Below are 19,078 nucleotides of genomic sequence, written 5' to 3' on the forward strand. Positions count from 1 at the left end.
TCATGTCATCGTTCGGAGGCGGAGTAAGCATGGGGATGCCGATAGCCCACCTGGTGCTGCGGGTTCGGGGCGAGCTGCCTGCTGGGCGCTGGGTGACCGCCGCGGGGCAGGGTGATCGCCCAGCCGCGCACACCGCCACCGCCGACCTCTCCGGGAGGGAGCCCGCGGCTGCCCTGGCCGGCTTCCGGGAGTTGCAGCGGGCGCAGTGGCACGACGCGCTGTCCCGCCCGGACGGCGACTGGACGCTGCGCGTGGCGCGGATGCCCACCGACCCCGCGGATCCTCGCCAGACGCACCTCGTCTCGTTGGCCGCGCCCCGGTCGGCGGTCTCCGCCCACCTGCCGTACACGGCGGCAGCCATCCTGTGTGCCGGGCTCCGGGACGGCTCGCCCGCACCTCAGCCGGACGCCGGTACCGGCTCCGACACCGGTGCCGGTGCCGCGCCGCGCCCCAGGTTCGCCGAGCGGCGCCGCGTCCATGTCTCCGTACCCGACCGGATCCCGGGGCCGCACCTGCGTTCCTGGCTCTCCACCCTGCTGCCGGCGGCCTCGCCGGGAAGCGTCCGCGACGCCACCGAGGGTCCCGACGACGCGCCCTGGCACACAGCGCACGCGCCCGACCCGGAGGGCGGGTCCCTGCTGCTGGTCGACCAGGTCTGGGTACTGGGTCTGCCCGAGGACGCCGCAGGCCCGGGCCGTACCGTCACCATCGAGGAGCACAGCGAGGACCCTCGGCACGCCTACCCACTGGCCGTCGGGGTGAGCCTCGGGCAGGACGGCGGCCGTACCGCCGTCGTCGACCACGACGTCACCGCCGTGCCCCGAGCCGACGCCGACCGGCTGGCCACGCGCATCACCCGTGGTGAAGCCCTGCCGACGCCGGACGCCACCGCGCTGCCCGTCCGTATCGCCCGCCGTATCACCGGTACGCCCGACGCCCCGGCCGTCATCCGGGGCGACAGTCGGCTGGACTACAGGACACTGGGCGAGCGCTCCGCCGCGCTGGCGGGACTGTTGCTGCGGCACGGCCACGGGCGGGGCAGCGTCATCGGAGTCGCGCTGCCCCGCTCGGCCGACGCCGTCGTCGCGATCGTCGCGATCCTCCGTATCGGCGCCGCCTACCTGCCACTGGATCCCGCCTACCCGCGACAGCGCCTCAGCTACATGGCACAGGATTCCGGGGTGCGGACGGTGCTCGGTGTCCGCACCACCCTGGACGCCTACCAGGAACTCGACACCATCGCGGTGGACGCACCGGAATCCGCCGCCGGCGAGAGCACGGCCGGCACCGGGGACCACTGGGCGCCGACCGGGCCCGACGACGCCCTGTACGTGCTCTACACCTCCGGATCGACCGGTGCCCCCAAGGCCGTGGTGCACACCGTCGGCGCCATCGGCAACCTGGTGGACTGGCACGGCCGAACCGCCACCGCCGAGACCGACGGCCGGGTCCTGCAGTTCGCCAGCCTCAACTTCGACGTCGCCAGCCAGGAGATACTGACCGCCCTGGCCGCCGGAAAGTGCCTGGTGCTGCCGGAGGACGAGGAGCGCACCGACCCCGAAGCGCTGGTCCGGCTGCTGGCCCGGCAGCGCGTCACCGAGTACTTCTGCCCTCAGGTGATGCTCCAGGAGGTGTGCCGCGCGGCACGGGAGACCTCCACCGCGCTTCCCGAACTGCGGCACGTCTACCAGTCCGGCGAGCCGCTGGTGATGAACGACTGGGTCGCCCGTTTCCTGGACGCCCATCCCCGGGTCACCCTGCACAACCACTACGGCCCCACCGAGACCCACGTCATCACCGGCTTCCCGCTGTCCCGGGGCGGCCGCGGCCACGCGCACGGACCGGTCCGCCTCGGCCCGCTGCTCGACACCTGTACCGCCTACGTGCTCGACGAGGAGTTGCGGCCGGCGGTGGTCGGCGCGGTCGGCGAACTCTACGCCTCCGCCCGGCAGCTGGCCCGCGGCTACCTGGGCCGCGCCGCGATGACCGCCGAACGTTTCGTCGCCGCCCCCTTCGGACCTCCCGGTTCCCGCATGTACCGCACCGGTGACCTGGTACGCCAACTTCCGGACGGGGAACTCTGCTACGTCACCCGAGCCGACTTCCAGACCAAGATCCGCGGCCACCGGGTGGAGCCGGACGAGGTGACCGCCCACCTCTTGGACGCACCTGACGTGGCCAACGCGGCCACCGCCGCCCGCACCACTGCCGACGGCACCAAGTTGCTGGTCTCCTATGTGGTTCCGGCCACCGGCGCCGCACCGGACCTGGCCGACCGGCTGCGTGCCCGGCTGGCCGCCGTACTGCCGCAGTACCTGGTGCCGTCCGCCGTGGTGCCCCTGGCCGCTCTCCCGCTGACACCCAGCGGCAAGGTGGACAAGGCCGCGCTGCCCGAGCCGGCGACCGCCGACCGGTCGCCGGCCCGCGCCGACGTGGGCGGAACCGTCTGGGAGATCGCCCGCATCTGGGCCGAGGCCGTCGGGGCCGCCGCACCCGGACCGGAGGACGACTTCTTCCAGACGGGCGGCAGCTCGCTGGCGGCCATCGCGGTCGTCGCCGCCGTTCGAGGCCGCTTCGGGGTCCGTATCGGCGTCCGGGACATCACCGCCCATCCGCGACTGCGCGACTTCGCCGCCCTGGTGGAGAACCGCGCCCGGGGGACCCGGGAGGAGGGCGGCGGCCTCGTCCTCGTAGCACGCCCCGACCTGCGCTTGGAACCCTTCGACCTGCTCGACCAGCAGCAGGCCTACCTCATCGGCAGGGGCGGCGACATCGAGGGCGGCGGCGTCGCCTGCCACCTCTACCTGGAGTACGAGGGACGCGAGGCGACCGGCCCGGACGACCCCGGCGGTCTGAGCATCCGGGACGCGGAGCAGGCCCTGCGCCAGGTCATCGAGGCCCACGACATGCTGCGTACCGTCTTCGACGAGAACACCATGACCCAGCGGGTGCTCCCCGCTGCCGACGTGCCGCCCTACCGCTGCGAGACGGTGGACGCCACCGCCGATCCCGCGGCTGCCGCGGAAGTACGCCACCGGCTCTCCCACGAGACCCGTCCGCCGGATGTCTTCCCCCTGTTCAGCGTGGTCTTCGTGCGGCTGCCCGGTGGACTGCTGAGGATGTGCGTGAGCATCGACGCGCTACTGGCCGACGCGCGCGGCGTCCAGGTGCTGTTCGACTCCTGGGCCGCCGCGCTGCGCGGTGAGGCCGCCGCCCGCCCCGGGACCCCCTCCTTCCGGGACTACGTCGCCGCGGTCGCCCGGATCCGCGAGACCTCCGAGTACCGGCGGGCCGAGGCCTACTGGGCCGAACGCCTCGACTCCCTCCCCGAGGGCCCCCGACTGCCGCGCCGCAACGACCCGGACGCGTCCGCCTGCGCCCCCGTCTTCGTCAACCGCCGCCATGTCGTCGATGCGGAGAGGTGGTCCCGGGTGTCCCGGGCCGCCTCCGAACGCGGGCTCACCCCCACCGTGGTGGTGCTGGCCGCCTATGCCTGGGCACTGGCTCAGTGGGCCGACGAGCCGCGCTTCATCCTCAACGTGCCGCAGATGAGCAGGCACCCCGTCCACCCCCGGATGGACGAGGTCCTGGGCGAGTTCGCCTCTTTCACCCTGCTGGAGGTCGATACCGCGGGCGCCTTCTCCTTCGAGGCGCTCGCCGCCCGGATCCGGGACCGGCTGATGAGCGACCTGGACCACCGGCACTTCAGCGGCATGGACGTCACCCGTGAGCTGATCCGTCGCCGGGGCGGTGTCACGGGCGCGCTCGCCCCCGTCGTGATGACCAGCGAACTCGGCGTCGGTGACGGCGTGGACCGGATCCTCGACGGCCGACTCCAGGAGACCTTCGCGCTCAGCCAGACCCCGCAGGTCTGGATGGACCTCCTGCTGCGGGAGCGCGAAGGGGCCTTGGTCCTCAACTGGGACGTGGTCGAGGACCTCTTCCCGGCGCCCGTGGTGGACGGCGTCTTCCGGCTGCTCACCGGGCAGCTGGAATCGTTGGCCCGCGACGGCGCCGCCTGGTCAGCCCGCCTGCTCCCCGCCCTCACCGCGGAGCAGGCCGAGGAACGGGACCGGGGGCCGCACCGCGACCCCGCCGGGGTCTGGCCGCACACCGCGATAGCGGAGCTGGCCGCCGCAGACCCCGGAGCGACCGCCCTTGTCGAGGGCGAACTCGCCGTGACCCGGGGCGGGCTCGCCGCCGCCGCCGGGGCGGTGGCCGAGGCCGTCGGCGCGGCGCGCGGTGGCCCCGCCTCCGCGGCCGAGCCGGTCGCGGTGCTGCTGGAACGCGGCTGGCTGCAGTACGCCGCCTGCCTCGGCGTGCTGGAGGCCGGCCACCCCTATCTGCCCCTCGACGACGATCTGCCGCCCGACCGTATCGCCACCGTTCTCCGCCGTGCCGGAATCCGGCTGGTCGTCACCGACGTCTCCACCGACCGCACCGCCGAGCTTGCCGCCCTCGATGGTGTGAGAGCTGTGGACGTCTCCGCGGTGCGGCCGGACGCCACGCCGCCTCCCGGACCGCCTCGGGCCGACGAGCGTGGGCCGGAGGACCTGGCCTACGTCCTCTTCACCTCGGGGTCCACCGGCGAGCCGAAGGGGGTGCCGATCACTCTCGGCGGTCTGGCCAACTGTGTGGAGCACACCGTCGAGTCCTTCGGCCTGAACTCCACCGACACCTCGCTGGCCGTGGCCTCGCTCCACCACGACCTGTCGCTGTTCGACCTGTTCGCGGTCCTGGGCGCCGGTGGCACGGTCGTGCTGGCGGGGCGCGGCTGCGCCACCGACCCCCAGGAGTGGGCCAGGACGGTCGCCCGCCACGGAGTGACAGCGCTGTGCGCGGCGCCCGCCGTCGTCGAGATGCTGCTCGACGGTGCAGGAGCCGGCGGGGCCCTGGAGCCCCTGCGACTGGTCCTCACCGGCGGCGACTGGGTGCCCCGGCCGCTGCTGAGCCGACTCCGCCGGGCCGCCCCCAAGGTTCTGCCGGTGAGTATCGGCGGCCCCACCGAAACAACCGGCTGGAACATCTGGTACCCCGTCCCGGACCCGGACGCCGACAGCGGGGAGTGGACCACCGTCCCCTACGGCCGCCCCATCTCCCGTACCCGCTACCGGGTCGTCGGCGCCGATCTCACGGACCGTCCGGAGTGGGCGACGGGCGAGCTGCTGGTGTCCGGGATCGGGGTGACGCCCGGGTACCTGGCCGACCCCGTGGACGTACGCCGTCGCCACCACACCGATCCCGACACCGGAGAGACCTACTTCCGCACCGGCGACCTGGGCCGGTGGCGCGACGGCGTCATCGAGTTCATCGGCCGCCGGGACGACCAGGTCCAGATCCGCGGCCATCGGGTCGAGCCGGGTGAGCTCGCGGCCTTCCTCAACGGCTGCCCCGGGGTGCGGCGGTCCGCCGTGCTGCCCCTGCCTCCGGGCGAGCGGCACGCCGTCCGGGGGCTGGCCGCCTTCGTGGTCGTCGACGGCGACGCCGAACCCGGTGACACCGCCGAAGCCGTCCGCGCGGAGGCCCGGCGGGGACTGCCCGCGCAGCTGCGCCCGCAGCGGGTCGTCGTCGTGGACACGCTGCCCACCACCCGCAACGGGAAGGTGGACCGCGAGGCCCTGGCCCGCCGCTACGAGGAGGAGCAGGACCGGGCCGGTTCCGCCGCCCCGGAGGGGACGGCGGCGGAACCGGAGGACGCCCTGCGGTGGCTGGTCCGTGAGATCTGGTCGCGCCACCTGGACGGTGTGACGGTCGGTCCCGAGGACAACTTCTTCGCGCTGGGCGGCGATTCCCTGACCGTCTCCCGCATGGTCGTCGAACTGAGGGAGGTGCTCGGCGGTGCCCGGATCCGGCCCGGCGGCGTCTTCGCCACCCGCAACGCCGCCGAATTCGCCGCCCACCTGCGTCGGACGGAGGAGGACCCCGGCCGGCTGGCGGAGATCGCCGAGCTGTACCGGGAGGTCTCCACGATGACCGACGACGACCTGGACGCCTATCTGGAGGAGGGCCCCCATGCAGGCTGAACCGGCACCCGAAGCACCCCGGGCCCGGCCGCGCGCCCTGATCACCGGTGCCAGCTCGGGGCTCGGCGCCGCCTTCGCCGACCGGCTGGCCCGGAACGGACACGACCTGGTCCTGGTCGCCCGCGACGCCGGGCGGCTGGCCGAAGCGGCCCGGCGGGCCGAGGAACGCCACGGTGCGCACTGCGCCGTGCTCGTCGCCGACCTCGCGGACGCCGCCGACCGGCGGAAGGTCGCCGAGCGCATCGAGGAGGGCGTGGACATCCTGGTCAACGGCGCAGGCTTCGGCGTATCCGGGAGCTTCTGGGAGCTGGGCCGGGAAGCCCTGGAGGACCAGCTCGCCGTCAACGTGACGGCCCCCCAGGAGTTCACCCATGCCGCGGTGCGCACCATGCTCGGCGGCAACGGCGGGACCGTGGTCAACCTCTCCTCCATCACCGGCCTCATTCCGGGCCGGGGGTCCACCTACGCCGCCTCCAAGGCGTGGACCCGCTACTTCTCCCAGGGGCTGAGCGCGGCCCTGCGGGGGACGGGGACACAGGTGATGGTGCTGTGCCCGGGCTTCGTCCGCACCGAGTTCCACGCTCGTGCCGGAATCGACGTCCGCCAGGTCTCCGAGGGCTGGTGGATGGACCCCGACGAGGTCGTCGACCGGTGCCTCAGTGATGTGGCGCGCGGTCGGACGTTCTCACTGCCGGGACTGCGCAACAAGGTCTTCATCTCCGTGGTGTCCCGGCTGCCGAGACCGCTCGCCCAACGCGTCAACCGGATGCTCGGCAACGCCGGCGCCCGCGCTTGACCGCACGACCGAACACCGCAGAACACCCCCTGCCGCGCTCCGCGGCTACGCACCACCAGGAAAGCGAAGAAACAAGAATGAGAACTCGCCGAGCCCTCGTCGCAGTGGCGCTGGCCCTTCCGATGTTGCTGACCGCCTGTGGCGGCGGCGACCCCGAGCCGGCCGACGCCGCCAAGAACCCGGCCGCCCCGGCCCTCCGGGAGGTCACCCACGACCTCGGCACCGTGAAGGTGCCCACCGAGCCAGAGGCCGTCATAGCCCTCGACGAGGTCGCCGGACTGACCCTGCTCTCCCTCGGCATCGAGCCCGACGCGGTCTACCTCGCCAGCGCGCAACCGCGCGCTCAGGAGATCCTCGCCGCCCACGGCGTGGAACTGCGCAAGATCGAGGTCGGCAAGACACCCGAACTGGAACGGCTCACGGAGGACGACCCCGACCTGCTGGTCGGCACCGGAGCGGCCGGGGCCACGGGGCAGAACTACAAGAGCCTGAGCCGACTGGCCCCCACCGTCGTCCTGCCCATCGAGGGCGAGTGGCGCGAGATCGTACGCCGCACCGCGGGCTTCTTCGGCGAGAAGGAACTCGGCGAGCGCCAGATCACCGCGGCCGAGACCGTACTGGGCACCGCCGCCGACGCGGTGGAGGGCGAGCGCACGCTCTCGCTGCTGGGCAACTCCTTCGGCTCCAACGACTTCACCATGCCGCCGCACGTACCCATCTCCACCCTGATCGCGGAGGCCGGCTTCACCCGTCCCGCCTTCCAGCAGAAGGAGGCGGAGGGCTACTCGGTGCCGCTGTCGAAGGAGTACCTGCCGGAGCAGGACGCCGAGCTCATCGTCGTCCCGCGCGGTGAGTTCTACACCCCGGACGCGCTGACCGACAACCCGGCCTTCACCGCCACCGGAAAGGTCGTCACCCCCGACGCCGACGTGTGGTTCGGCATGTCCGGCTTCGCCTTCTACGCGTCCGCCCACGACCTGCGCACCCTCGCCTCCGGCAAGGGTGAACTCAGCTCGGCCGGCAACATCCAGGACATCTGGACCGCCTTCCTGGGAGCGACCAAGGCCTGACGCGGAGCGCTGCGCCACAGCGGACACGCGGTGCCCCCCGCGGCCCCGGGGGGCACCGTGCCACCAGCCGAGACAACAGGCCGAGGAGACGATCAGCCGGCGATGGCCATCGAGACGACGAAAAGGAAGGGCACGGCGATACCGCTGTGGCTCCCCGTGCTCTTCCTGACGATATTCACCTTCTACACGGACGACCATGTGATCGCGGGCATCCTGCCCGAGATCGCGGCCGGCCTCTCCGTCTCCCCGGCGATGGCCGGGCAGCTGGTGACGGTCTTCTCCCTCACCATCGCTGTCGTCACCCCCGTGGCCGGCCTGCTGCTGGCATCCACCGCCCGTAGGACGGTGGTGCTCGCGGCCCTGGCCGTGTTCACCCTCGCCAACCTCACCGCGACGGCCGTCGACCACTACGCCGCCATGGCCGCGCTGCGGGTGGCCGCCGCACTGTCCGCAGCCGCCGCCACCCCGCTGATCTTCGCCGTCACCGTGGAACTCGCCCCGGACGCCCGCCGCGGCCGCTACCTGTCCACACTGGCCCTCGGCGTCACCGGTTCCATCGCCTTCGGCGTACCGCTCGGAAGCTGGATCGGCACGTCCTGGGGCTGGCAGGCCACCTTCGGGGCGATGGCGGCCTGCGGCGCGGGGTGCCTGGTGCTGGTCGCCCTCACCCTGCCCGCCACAGCGCCCAAGCCACCCGTGCCCATCCGCCGGCAGCTGCGGGCGCTGGCCGCCCGTCCCATCCTCCTGGCGCTGACCGGCGGGGGGCTCGCCATCATGGGTTCGGTCATGCTGCTCACCTACCTGGTGCCTTTCCTGGAAGGTGTGCTGACCGAGCCGGACGGCACACGAGCCGTCGCCTTCGCCGTGCTCGGCGCGGCCGGCACCGTGGGAGTCCTCGCGGGCGGCTACGCCACCGACCGTCTCGGCCCCGACCGCACCATCCGCTGGGGCCTGGGAATCTTCACCGTACTGATGCTCGCCCTCGTGGCGCTCTGGCTGCTGCGCCCCGTGCCACCGGCCGTGCTGCTCGCGCTGATCGCCCTCTGGGGTCTCACCGCCTATCTCAGCGCACCCGCCGTGCAGACCCGGCTGTACGAGGTGGCAGGAGACCTCACGGCCCAGGCACTGGCCCTCAACACCAGCTTGGGCTACCTCGGCATAGCCGCCGGCGGTGCCATGGGCGGCATGATCGTCGCCCGCGCCGACGCCGGCTGGCTGCCCGCCGCCACCGCCGTCACCTCGGTGCTGGCCCTGGTCCTGATCACCCTGGCCTTCCGCGGGCCGCACGACACCGGCGCCCGCGCGGGCTCCACCCAGCGAGACGGAGCCACCCAGTGAGCGCCCAGACCTCCGACGCGACACCCGAGCCCACCACTCTGGGCGCACTGCTGCGCCCGGTGCAGGGACGGCTCGCCCTCACCGCGCTGTGCTCAGCGGTGGCCGCCGTGGTCTCCGTGGTGCCGCTGGTCTGCCTGGTGGAACTCGCCCGGATCCTGCTGCCCGGCCTCACCGGGAGCCCGATCGACGAGGGCGACGCATGGACCACCGTCGTCGTCGCAGCCGCCGCGCTGGCCCTGCGGCTGACGCTCCTGCTGTGCGCCTCCACCATCTCCCACCTGGCCGACGTCAGGCTGGGGTCCCTGCTCCGTCGCAGGGTCGTCGGCCACTTGGGCCGCGTCCCGCTGGGCTGGTTCACCCAGCGCAACTCCGGCCTGGTAAAGAAGGCCGTCCAGGACGACGTCGGCTCACTGCACCACCTGGTGGCGCACTCGGTCACCGAGCTGACCACCGCGCTGGTGGTGCCTACCGCCATCGTCGGCTACCTGCTGCTGTCCGACCCGCTGATGGCCGTGATCACCCTGGTCCCGGTGGCCGCCGGCATGCTCGGCCTCAAGATCGCCACCCGGGGCACCACCGAGAAGCTCATCGAGTACGCGGGCTCGCAGGCCCGCCTCGGCTCCGTCACCGTGCAGTTCACCGACGGCATCACCGAGGTCAAGACGTTCGGCACCCTCGGCCGGGCCCACGACGCCTACCGGGAGGCCGCCGAGGACTTCGACGACCGTCACCGGGACTGGATGCGCTCCAGTTCCGCCGGGGCGACCTTCATGGAACTGGCCCTCTCACCGATGACCCTGCTGCTGACCACGGTGCTCGCCGGGGGAGCCCTGGTGCACTCCGGATACCTCGGCGGCCCGTTGGAGCTGCTGCCCTTCGTCGTCATGGGGCTGGCAATACCCGCGCCGGTGCTCGCCGTCGGCTTCAACTACCACGCCCTGCTCGCGGCCCGGGGCGCCGCCACCCGGGTCCGGGAGATCCTCGCCGAGCCCACCCTCCCCGCACCGGCCGAGCCCGCGGCCGCACCGGACGCCGGCGCCGCCCTGCGCCTGGAGTCGGTGGACTTCGACTACGGCGACCATGCCGCCCTGCGCGGCATCAACCTGACGCTCCGTCCCGGAACCATGACCGCCCTCGTCGGTGCCTCCGGATCGGGCAAGTCGACCCTCGCCAAGCTCGCGGCCCGCTTCCACGACCCGTCCGCGGGCCGGATCACCCTGGGCGGCACGGACCTGCGCGAACTCTCCTTCGGGGACCTCTACACGCACATCGGCTTCGTCTTCCAGGACACCACGCCGCTGCGTGTCTCCGTCCGGGACAACATCCGCCTGGCCCGCCCCGGCGCCGAGGACGCCGAAGTCCTGCGTGCGGCCGCCGCCGCACAGCTCACCGAGGTGATCGAACGCCTCCCAAGAGGCCTGGACTCCGTCATCGGCGACGACGCCAGACTCTCCGGCGGCGAGTGCCAGCGCATCGCCATCGCCCGCGCCATCCTCGCCGACCGGCCGCTGCTCGTCCTCGACGAGGCCACCTCCGCAGTGGACCCCGACAGCGAGGCAGCCATCCAGCAAGCGCTCAGCGCGCTCTGCGCGGCCCGGACCCTCCTGGTGATCGCCCATCGGCTGCACACCGTACGCGGCGCCGACACCATCGCGGTGCTCGACGGCGGCCGGATAGCAGAGCAGGGCACGCACGAGGAGCTGCTGGCGAACGGTACCCGCTACCCGGACCTGTGGGCCGCCCACCAGGGCGGCGAAGAGCCCCACCGGCCCGACGACACCACGGAAAGCGAGCTGTCGCCCCGATGATCCGCTCCCTGTTCGCCCTGCTCGACCCGGCGGGCCGCCGACGGCTGCGCGCCCTGCTGATCCGCGTCAGCGTCGCAGCCGTCCTCCAGGGGCTCGCCGGCTGCACCCTCATCCCCTTGCTCAGCGGCCTGTTCACCGACGACTGGGACGCGGTGTGGATCTGGGCCGCGGTGCTGGCCGGCCTGGTGCTGGCCCACCACACGGTGATGCTGCGCAACCACCGCCACGCCGGTGAACTCTCCAGCGTCCTGCTGCGGCTGCTCCACGCCCGGCTGGGCGAAGCGCTGACCCGCATACCCCTGGGGTGGTTCGCCGAAGGGCGGGCGGCAACCGTCAATCGGCTGGTCACCAAGACCGCCCTCGACGTGGCCACCGCCCCCGCCCACCTGGTGGCCCCGGTGGTCGCGGCGGTGGCCACCCCGGCGACCATCATCGCCGTAACCCTGGCTGTGCAATGGCAGGTCGGGATCGCCCTGCTGCTCGGCGCGCCGCTGCCACTGCTCGCCTACCGTCTCTACCTGCGGGTCATCGAGCGCGTCGAGGACACCTGGGAGGCCGGCACCAACCGGGCCTCCGAGCGGATCCTGGAGTACGCGCGACAGCAGCCGGTGCTGCGAGCCTACGGCGGCGGCAACGCCCCGCTGGACCGGGCCCTCACCGACCAGGACGCCGGCGCCCGGGGCATGGTGCTGGGCAACTCGGCGGCCACCGCGCCGCTCTTCCTGGCCCTGCAGGCGGTCCTCACCGCTGTGCTGGCCCTCGTCGTCCTGCTGGCCCTGGGCGGTGGGGACATTACGGTGCTGATCGCGGTGATGGTGCTGTCCGTGCGCTTCGTCGAGCCGCTGACGGCCGTCGCCGAGGTCGCCGGGGGCCTGCGCATCGCCGCCGTGGGACTGCGGCGCTTCCGCGAGGTTTTGGACACCCCGCCGTTGCCGGAGCCCGAACGGCCCGCGAGCGCCGGGCCCCCGTCCGTGGAGTTCCGCGAGGTGACCTTCGGCTACACCACGGGCCGCCCGGTCCTGCACGCGCTGTCCTTCCGCGCCGAGCCCGGCACGCTGACCGCGCTGGTCGGGCCCTCCGGCGCCGGGAAGTCCACCGTCCTCTCCCTGCTCGCCCGTTTCCACGACCCGGACAGCGGGTCCGTGCTGGTCGGTGACCGGGACGTACGCGAGCTGGGCACGGAGCAACTGCTGAGCCGGGTGGCCCTGGTCTCCCAGCACCCCTACCTCTTCGAGGAGTCCATCGCCGAGAACATTCTGCGCGCCCGTCCCGGCGCCCGCCCCGAGGAGCTGGACCGGGTGATCCGGCTGGCCCGCGTCGACGAGATCGCCGCCCGGCTGCCGGACGGCCTCGGCACCCGTGTCGGAGAAGGCGGGGCCACCCTTTCCGGGGGCGAGCGGCAGCGGGTCTCGATCGCCCGTGCTCTGCTCAAGGACGCCCCGATCGTGCTGCTGGACGAGGTCACCTCCTCACTCGACGCAGTCAACGAACGCCTGGTCCAGCAGGCCGTCACCCGGCTCGCCGCCGACCGCACGGTGCTGGTGGTCGCCCACCGGCTCGAGACCGTCGAAGGCGCCGACCGGATCCTGGTGCTGGACGAGGGCCGCATCACCGAGTCCGGCTCCCACGAGGAACTGCTGCGGCACGGTGGCGTCTACAGCCGATTCGTCGACCGCCGCCACCGGAGCGCCGCCTGGCACCTCACCGGCACCGGTTGAGCGAGCCCCCTCTCCGGCCCGAACCCGAACCCCGGAACCACAACCCCAACCCCAACCGAGAACGGAGTCACGCCATGAGCACCAACCCCTTCGACGACGACAACGGCCGCTTCCACGCAGTGGTCAACGACGAGGACCAGTACGCCCTGTGGCCCGCCTTCCGCGAGATCCCCCCGGGCTGGCGATCCGTCCACGGTGAGGCCACCCGCCAAGAGGTCCTGGAGTTCATCGAGAACACCTGGACCGACATGCGCCCCCGCAGCCTGCGGGAGGCGATGGCCGCAGACGACGCACGATGACGCGCCGGGCGGGGGCGGACCCCTCCGCTCCCGCCCACCCGCAGAACCACGACCAACCGCCCCAGCGAACGACGAGGAACCCGCGGTGGCCTTCACCGGCAGGCATGACATAGCCGAGATCCTGGCACTCGGCCCGCTCCAGCACGGGCTGTACTCACTCAACCGGCTCCACCACGACCACCCCCGTACCGGCGGGCCGGCGACGGAGCCCGAGTCCGACGGCTACGCCATCGCCGTCCTGACCGACTTCCACGGACCACTGGACCCCGAGCGGCTGCACCGCGCGCTGCGTACCGTGCTCACCCGGCACCCCCAGTTGACGGCCAGCTTCTGGGACCAGGACCTGCCGCACCCCGTCCAGCTCATACCCGCGGCCGTCGAGGTGCCGTGGCGTGTCGTCCGGATGACGCCCGTGGAGTTCGACGCCCACGTCGAGGCCGAGCGAGAGCTCCCGTTCGACCTGGCGGCCGGGCCGCCGCTGCGCGTCACCCTCGCCCGGCTGGGAGCGGAACACCACCGGCTGCTCTGCGTCTTCCACCACATCGTGATCGACGGGTGGTCGGTACCCGTCTTCTGGAACGACCTCGCCGCGGCCTACTCCGAGGACAGCCCCGAACCGGTCCGGACCCACCCCGCCTACCGGGAGTACATCGGCTGGCTGCGCCGCCAGGACGGCGCAGCGTCGCTCGCCGAGTGGAGGCGGGCCCTGAGCGGATTCGGCGAACCGACCGTCGTGGCCTCCGGCACCCGGGTGCACGGCGAGCCACACCGGGCGGTCCTCACCATGCGATCGCTCCAGGGGCCGCCCCTGGAGACGCTGCTGAACCGGGTGCGTACGGCCAACCTCACCGTCAACACCGTCGCCCAGGCGGCCTGGGCCGTCCTGCTCAACCGGCTGACGGGGCGTGAGGACGTGGTGTTCGGCGTCACCGTCTCCGGCCGACCCGAGGAGGTGCCGCAGATCGAGTCCGCCATCGGGCTGTTCATCAACACCATCCCCGCCCGCGTCACCCTCGACCGCGACGAACCTCTGATCGACCTGTGCCGCCGGATCCAGCGCGACGCCGCCAGGCAGCGGTCCCACGGCTACACCGGCCTCAGCGAGATCCAGCGTGCGACCGGACACGGCGACCTCTTCGACACCTTGATGATCTTCCACAACACGCCCAAGGGAGCTGCCCGGGACACTCTGGACCTCGGCGGTGCGGTGACCATGTCGCCGGTTTCGATGGACAGCTACACCCACTACCCGCTGACCGTCGTGCCGTTCCTGCTGGACGACCGGCTCTACGTCAACGTCGACCACATCGACGCCCTCCTCGGCGGGCTCGACCCGGGCCGACTGGCCGAACGGTTCCTCCAGACCATGCAGGAGATCGCCGCCGGTGCCGCCGACCCCTCCCGTACCCACCGGGATCTCGACATCCTTCTCCCGGAAGAGCGGGCCGAACTGGCCCTCCTCGCCGACGGCCCCCCCGCCCCGAACCCCCGTCAACAGCCAGGCCGCGGCACGGACCACGGTGTGCACCGGGAGTTCGAGCGGGCCGCAGCCCGCCACCCCGACCGGATCGCCGTACGCGACCGCCGGGGCGAGGTCACCTACCGCGAGCTCGACCGCTGGTCCAACACTCTCGCCAGACGCCTGCGCTCCACAGGCGTCAGCCCGGAGGTCAGGGTCGCGATCGCGCTGCCACGTACCCGGGAGTACCTGGTCGCACTCCTCGCCGTACTCAAGGCCGGCGGCACTCTGGTACCGCTCGACCTCACCGCACCGACCGACCGCAACACCACCATCGCCCAGCTCGCACGCGCCCACCTGCTGATCGCCCTGCCCGGGGAGCAGGACTGGTGGGACGGCCCGCGCTGCGCACCCGGCACACCCGGTTGCGCCGACGCCCCCGGTGCCGCCGAGCCACTCCCCGGCGGCACCCACCCGGAACAGGCCGTCCACGTCGTCTTCACCTCAGGATCCACCGGCGAGCCCAAGGGCGTGGTGGCCACCCACCGCGGGCTGGCCACTCTGCTGCACGCCCACCGCACCGAGATCTACGGCCCGGTGACCGCGGGGACCACCACACCCCTGCGGGTCGGGCACTCCTGGTCCTTCGCCTTCGACGCCGCCTGGCAGCCGCAACTGGCCCTGCTCAGCGGCCACACCCTGGAACTCTTCGACGAGGAGGACCAGCACGACCCGGCACGGCTGGTCCGCGGCATCCGGGACCGCGACGTGGACATGCTGGACACCTCACCTTCGATGTTCGCCCGGCTGTCCGAGGCCGGGCTCATACAGGACGGCCGCTGCCCGCTGCGTATCCTGGCCCTCGGCGGGGAGGAGATCTCCCGCGGTACCTGGGACACGCTCGCCGGCCTGCGCGGCACCCGCGTCCACAACTTCTACGGCCCCACCGAGATCACCGTCGAGGCCGTCAACGCCCGGGTGCGGGCGGGGGAGGAACCCGCGATCGGGGCGCCCGCCCCCGGCTCCCGCGCCCTCGTACTCGGGCCCGACCTGCGTCCTGTGCCTCTCGGTACACGGGGCGAGCTGTACCTGGGCGGACTCCAGGTGGCACGTTGCTACGAGTCCCGCCCCGCGCTGACCGCCGAGCGCTTCGTGCCCGATCCGGAGACAGGAGAGCGCCTCTATCGCACCGGGGACGTGGTACGGCGCGACAAGGCCGGCCGCCTGATCTTCCTCGGACGCGCGGACGCGCAAGTGAAGATCCGCGGCTACCGGGTGGAACTCGCCGAGGTGGTGACCGCGCTGGAGGCGAGCGCCGACGTGGCCAAGGCCGTCGTCGTCCCGTTCGCGAACGGACAGGGCAGGGCCCTGGCCGCGTACGTGGTCGCCTCCCGCACGCTCAGGGAGACCGGCCGGCCCCTGAACCCGGTGGCGCTCCGCGACGAACTGGCCGGCCGGGTTCCGTCCTACCTGATTCCCGCCCGCATCACCGTGCTGGACCGCATCCCGCTGACCCTCAACGGCAAGGCCGACCTGCGGGCCCTGCCCCGACCCACGGGTGACCACGCGACAGGCACCGCCGCCCGGCCGCCGCGCACCCCCACCGAGCACGCCGTCCACCGTGCGGTACAAGCCCTGCTCGACGCGTCGGAACTCGACTGTGACGATGACCTCTTCCACCACGGCCTGGACAGCATCACAACCATCTCCCTCGTAGGCGAGCTCCGCCGGGCCGGGCTGTCCTGTACCCCTCGGCAGGTGATGACGCACCGGACCATCGCCGAACTCGCCCGGGTGATCGACGACACGCAGACCGCCACCGCGCGCCCCGAACAGCTCGCCGCCACGGACACCGGCAACGACGCCGTCCAGGAGGTGACAACCCCGGTCCTGGACTGGTTGTACGGGCTGGGAGACTACCGTCGTTTCGCGCTCTCACAGTTGATCACCCTGCCGCCGGACCTCGGCCTGGAGCAGGCCGAGGCCTTGCTGGAGGCGGTCCGCCGCGCCCATCCCCAGCTGTCGGCCCGAGCGGTCGCCGGGGCGGACGGGCACCTGCGGTTGGTGAACGGACCAGGCCGGGCCGCACCGGAAGAGAAGCCTCCGGCGATCCTCGCCGAGGAAACGCACGAGGAGCTGACGCCCTCCGTGGTGCTCGCCGCGGCCCGCCGCGCCTGGAACCGGCTGGAACCGGCCGACGGGGCGATGCTGGTCGGCGTGCTGCTTCGCGAGAGCCGCTCCGGTCGGACCCTCTTGTTCCTCGCCGCCCACCACGCCGCGGCGGACCTGGTCTCCTGGCAGATCATCCTCGCCGATCTGGCGGCTGCTTCTGCCACCCGAGGTCTCGGGGGATCCGCCGTGATCGACGTGCCGCGCGAGCACACCTCCATGGCAGCCTGGTCGCGGACGCTCGCCCGCCGCGCCCAGGGCCCGGAGCCGGCCAGGCAGGAGCACTACTGGCGAGGCGTCGACAAGGAGGTGGCCAGGGCACTCCGGCTTGCCCCAGCCGCACCCCGGCCGCCCACCGGCACCCGTGGCGCGCTGCGCTCCCACCGGGTCCGCGCGGACGCCGGTTCGACCGCGGCACTGCTGCGCCACCGTACTTCCCCACCCGAGGTCGCGCTGCTCGCGGCCACGGCACTGGCGGAAGCGACCTGGCGGGCTGCTCATTCCACCTGCGCCGGTGCCGGCCTGGCTCTGGTCAGGGAGGGGCACGGCCGCCGCGACGAGCTGGCCGAGCCCTATCACGACAGGCGGGACGGGCCGGTGGACACCTCCCGTACCGTCGGCTGGTTCAACGTGCTGCATCCGTTGGTGCTCGAATCCGGCGGACAGCGCACCACCCTGGAATGTGCCGAGCATGACAGCTTGCGGGCCCTGCGACTGCTGGCGTCCGTACGCGAGGAGCTGGACGCCGTTCCGTACGGCGGCTTCGACTGTCCCTCCGCCCGGCCTGCCGGTGAGGCGGCACCGGACATCCTCTTCAGCTATCTGGGCCGCGTCGACCGTACGCCGCCCGCGAACGCCGCAGAGGAACGTCCATGGACCGTCATCGCCGACGAGGCACTGGCCCGGGAGTTCCCCGAGGACAGTGAACCCGAGCTACGGCAGGCCTTCGCTCTGGAGCTCATATCGGCGGTGCACCCCGGGCCCGACGGACCGGAGTTCGAGGCAGTGTGGCGCCACGACCCCGGGGTCGTGGCGACGGCCGACATCGAGGAGCTGGCCCACTACTGGGTTCGGGCCCTGACCGTGCTGGCCCGAGCGGTCCGGCAGCAGGAGAGGAACGAGAAGTGAACGGGACCATTGAAGCGGGCGGGATCACCCTGTCCTACGAGGAGACCGGTAGCGGCGAGCCCGTCGTACTGGTCATGGGCGCGGGTTCCCCGGGGCGGGTGTGGCGTCCGTATCAGGTGCCGGCGCTTGCGGCCGCCGGATTCCGGGTCATCACCTTCGACAACCGGGGAGTGGGAGACAGCTCGGAGTGCCCGGAAGGGTTCACGCTGGCCGACCTCACCGACGACCTCGCTGCCGTCGTCGAGCAGGTCGCGGGCGGCACCGCCCACGTGGTGGGCACCTCCCTTGGCGCCCGGATGGCTCAGCGGCTGGCGACAACACGGCCCGAGCTGGTCGACCGGCTCGCTCTGCTGGCGACCAGAGGGCGAGCCGACGCCTCGCTCACCGCCTACGTCCGAGCCCAGATCGCGGTCCAGCAGCAAAGCCTGGTCCTCCCTCCGGAGGTGTTGGCGACGATGGGAGCACTGGCCAACCTGTCCCCCGCGAGTCTGCGCGACGAGGTCACCGCCGAGGACTGGCTCGCCATGCTGAGCATGGCGCCCCCGACACCGTCGGCCGGAGTGCGGCGCCAGTTCGAAGCCGCGCTGACCCACTTCCCGGACACCGTTTCCGAGCTGGGCTGGATCACGGCTCCCACCCTGGTGCTCGCGTTCGCCGACGACCGGCTCTCCCCGCCGCACCTCGGTATCGAGGTGGCCGGAGCGATCTCCGGGGCTCATTGTGAAGTAGTAGCGGACACAGGCCACTTCGGCTACCTGGAGCGGCCCGACGAGGTCAACGACCTGCTGGTCGACTTTCTCACCGACCGTTTCTCTCGACCGGACCGCTCCAGTGTGCGGCGGAGGTAATTGTTGCCCCGGGCCTTACTGATGACAGCAGCCCGGATGCCGAGGAGCTTCGTCGGCCGCGACAGGGTCGGCCACGTCTCGCCGTCTGCCCTGATCCTGCTCAGCGGCCCGTCGTGGGGCATGACGTGAGGGACTCAGCCCACGTGGGCCGCTGTACTCGGACGGGCCTGGGTCGCCGAACTCACCCGGGGGCTGGGCTTGATCCAAGGCCGTGGCTCCGATCGAGGCCGACTGGTCGACCAGGGCCGTTCCGTGCTTGGCCTGGAGTTGCCCGAACAGCTCGCGGAGCTTGGGCTCGGTGTCGGGCAGGCGTTTGTCAAACGCCTTCTTCCCGGCTGGGGTGACGGCTGTGGCGTGGTGTTCGCCACTGCCGACGTCCAGGCCCAGGTGGACGTCGATGCCGCCGGTCTCGATCACGTGCG

10 protein-coding genes are annotated in these 19,078 nt (G+C 72.5%); 9 read left to right on the forward strand and 1 reads right to left on the reverse strand.

The window, feature by feature from the left end; genetic code table 11:
• The first annotated feature begins 29 nt into the window (after window positions 1–29).
• The 9 genes from B9S58_RS25895 (at window position 30) to B9S58_RS25940 (ending at window position 18,656) form a co-directional block, all read left to right on the forward strand.
• Window positions 30–6,023: a non-ribosomal peptide synthetase gene (locus tag B9S58_RS25895; protein ID WP_181009457.1), complete on the forward strand. Its 5,994-nt coding sequence runs from the start codon at window positions 30–32 to the stop codon at window positions 6,021–6,023.
• Complete coding sequence (locus B9S58_RS25900) at window positions 6,013–6,819, forward strand: SDR family oxidoreductase (protein WP_103534449.1); 807 nt, start codon at window positions 6,013–6,015, stop codon at window positions 6,817–6,819. Before B9S58_RS25895 ends, B9S58_RS25900 begins: the two co-directional genes overlap by 11 nt.
• A gap of 77 nt (window positions 6,820–6,896) precedes the next feature.
• Window positions 6,897–7,889: an ABC transporter substrate-binding protein gene (locus B9S58_RS25905; protein WP_103534450.1), complete on the forward strand. Its 993-nt coding sequence runs from the start codon at window positions 6,897–6,899 to the stop codon at window positions 7,887–7,889.
• 102 nt (window positions 7,890–7,991) lie between these two features.
• Entirely contained in the window at window positions 7,992–9,227 is a 1,236-nt protein-coding gene (locus B9S58_RS25910) for an MFS transporter (RefSeq protein ID WP_103534451.1), read from the forward strand.
• Window positions 9,224–11,035 carry an ABC transporter ATP-binding protein gene (locus B9S58_RS37565; protein WP_181009458.1) on the forward strand — a complete coding sequence of 604 codons (1,812 nt, stop codon included), beginning with the start codon at window positions 9,224–9,226 and terminating at the stop codon, window positions 11,033–11,035. The genes B9S58_RS25910 and B9S58_RS37565 overlap by 4 nt, the downstream gene beginning before the upstream one ends.
• Entirely contained in the window at window positions 11,032–12,753 is a 1,722-nt protein-coding gene (locus B9S58_RS25925; RefSeq protein WP_103534453.1) for an ABC transporter ATP-binding protein, read from the forward strand. Before B9S58_RS37565 ends, B9S58_RS25925 begins: the two co-directional genes overlap by 4 nt.
• A 74-nt stretch (window positions 12,754–12,827) precedes the next feature.
• Entirely contained in the window at window positions 12,828–13,052 is a 225-nt protein-coding gene (locus B9S58_RS25930; RefSeq protein WP_103534454.1) for an MbtH family protein, read from the forward strand.
• An 85-nt stretch (window positions 13,053–13,137) separates the two neighbouring features.
• A complete protein-coding gene (locus tag B9S58_RS25935; RefSeq protein WP_103534455.1) occupies window positions 13,138–17,808 on the forward strand; it encodes a non-ribosomal peptide synthetase in 4,671 nt (1,556 codons plus the stop codon).
• Window positions 17,805–18,656 carry an alpha/beta fold hydrolase gene (locus tag B9S58_RS25940; RefSeq protein WP_258045031.1) on the forward strand — a complete coding sequence of 284 codons (852 nt, stop codon included), beginning with the start codon at window positions 17,805–17,807 and terminating at the stop codon, window positions 18,654–18,656. Before B9S58_RS25935 ends, B9S58_RS25940 begins: the two co-directional genes overlap by 4 nt.
• A 15-nt stretch (window positions 18,657–18,671) precedes the next feature.
• Here the strand turns inward: B9S58_RS25940 and B9S58_RS40300 are convergent, their stop codons facing one another.
• Window positions 18,672–19,073 (reverse strand): transposase, encoded by a 402-nt coding sequence (locus B9S58_RS40300; RefSeq protein WP_374935708.1) that lies wholly within the window; start codon window positions 19,071–19,073, stop codon window positions 18,672–18,674.
• Window positions 19,074–19,078 lie beyond the last annotated feature (5 nt).

The organism is Streptomyces sp. SM11 (assembly GCF_002910905.1).
Classification (GTDB): Bacteria; Actinomycetota; Actinomycetes; order Streptomycetales; family Streptomycetaceae; genus Streptomyces.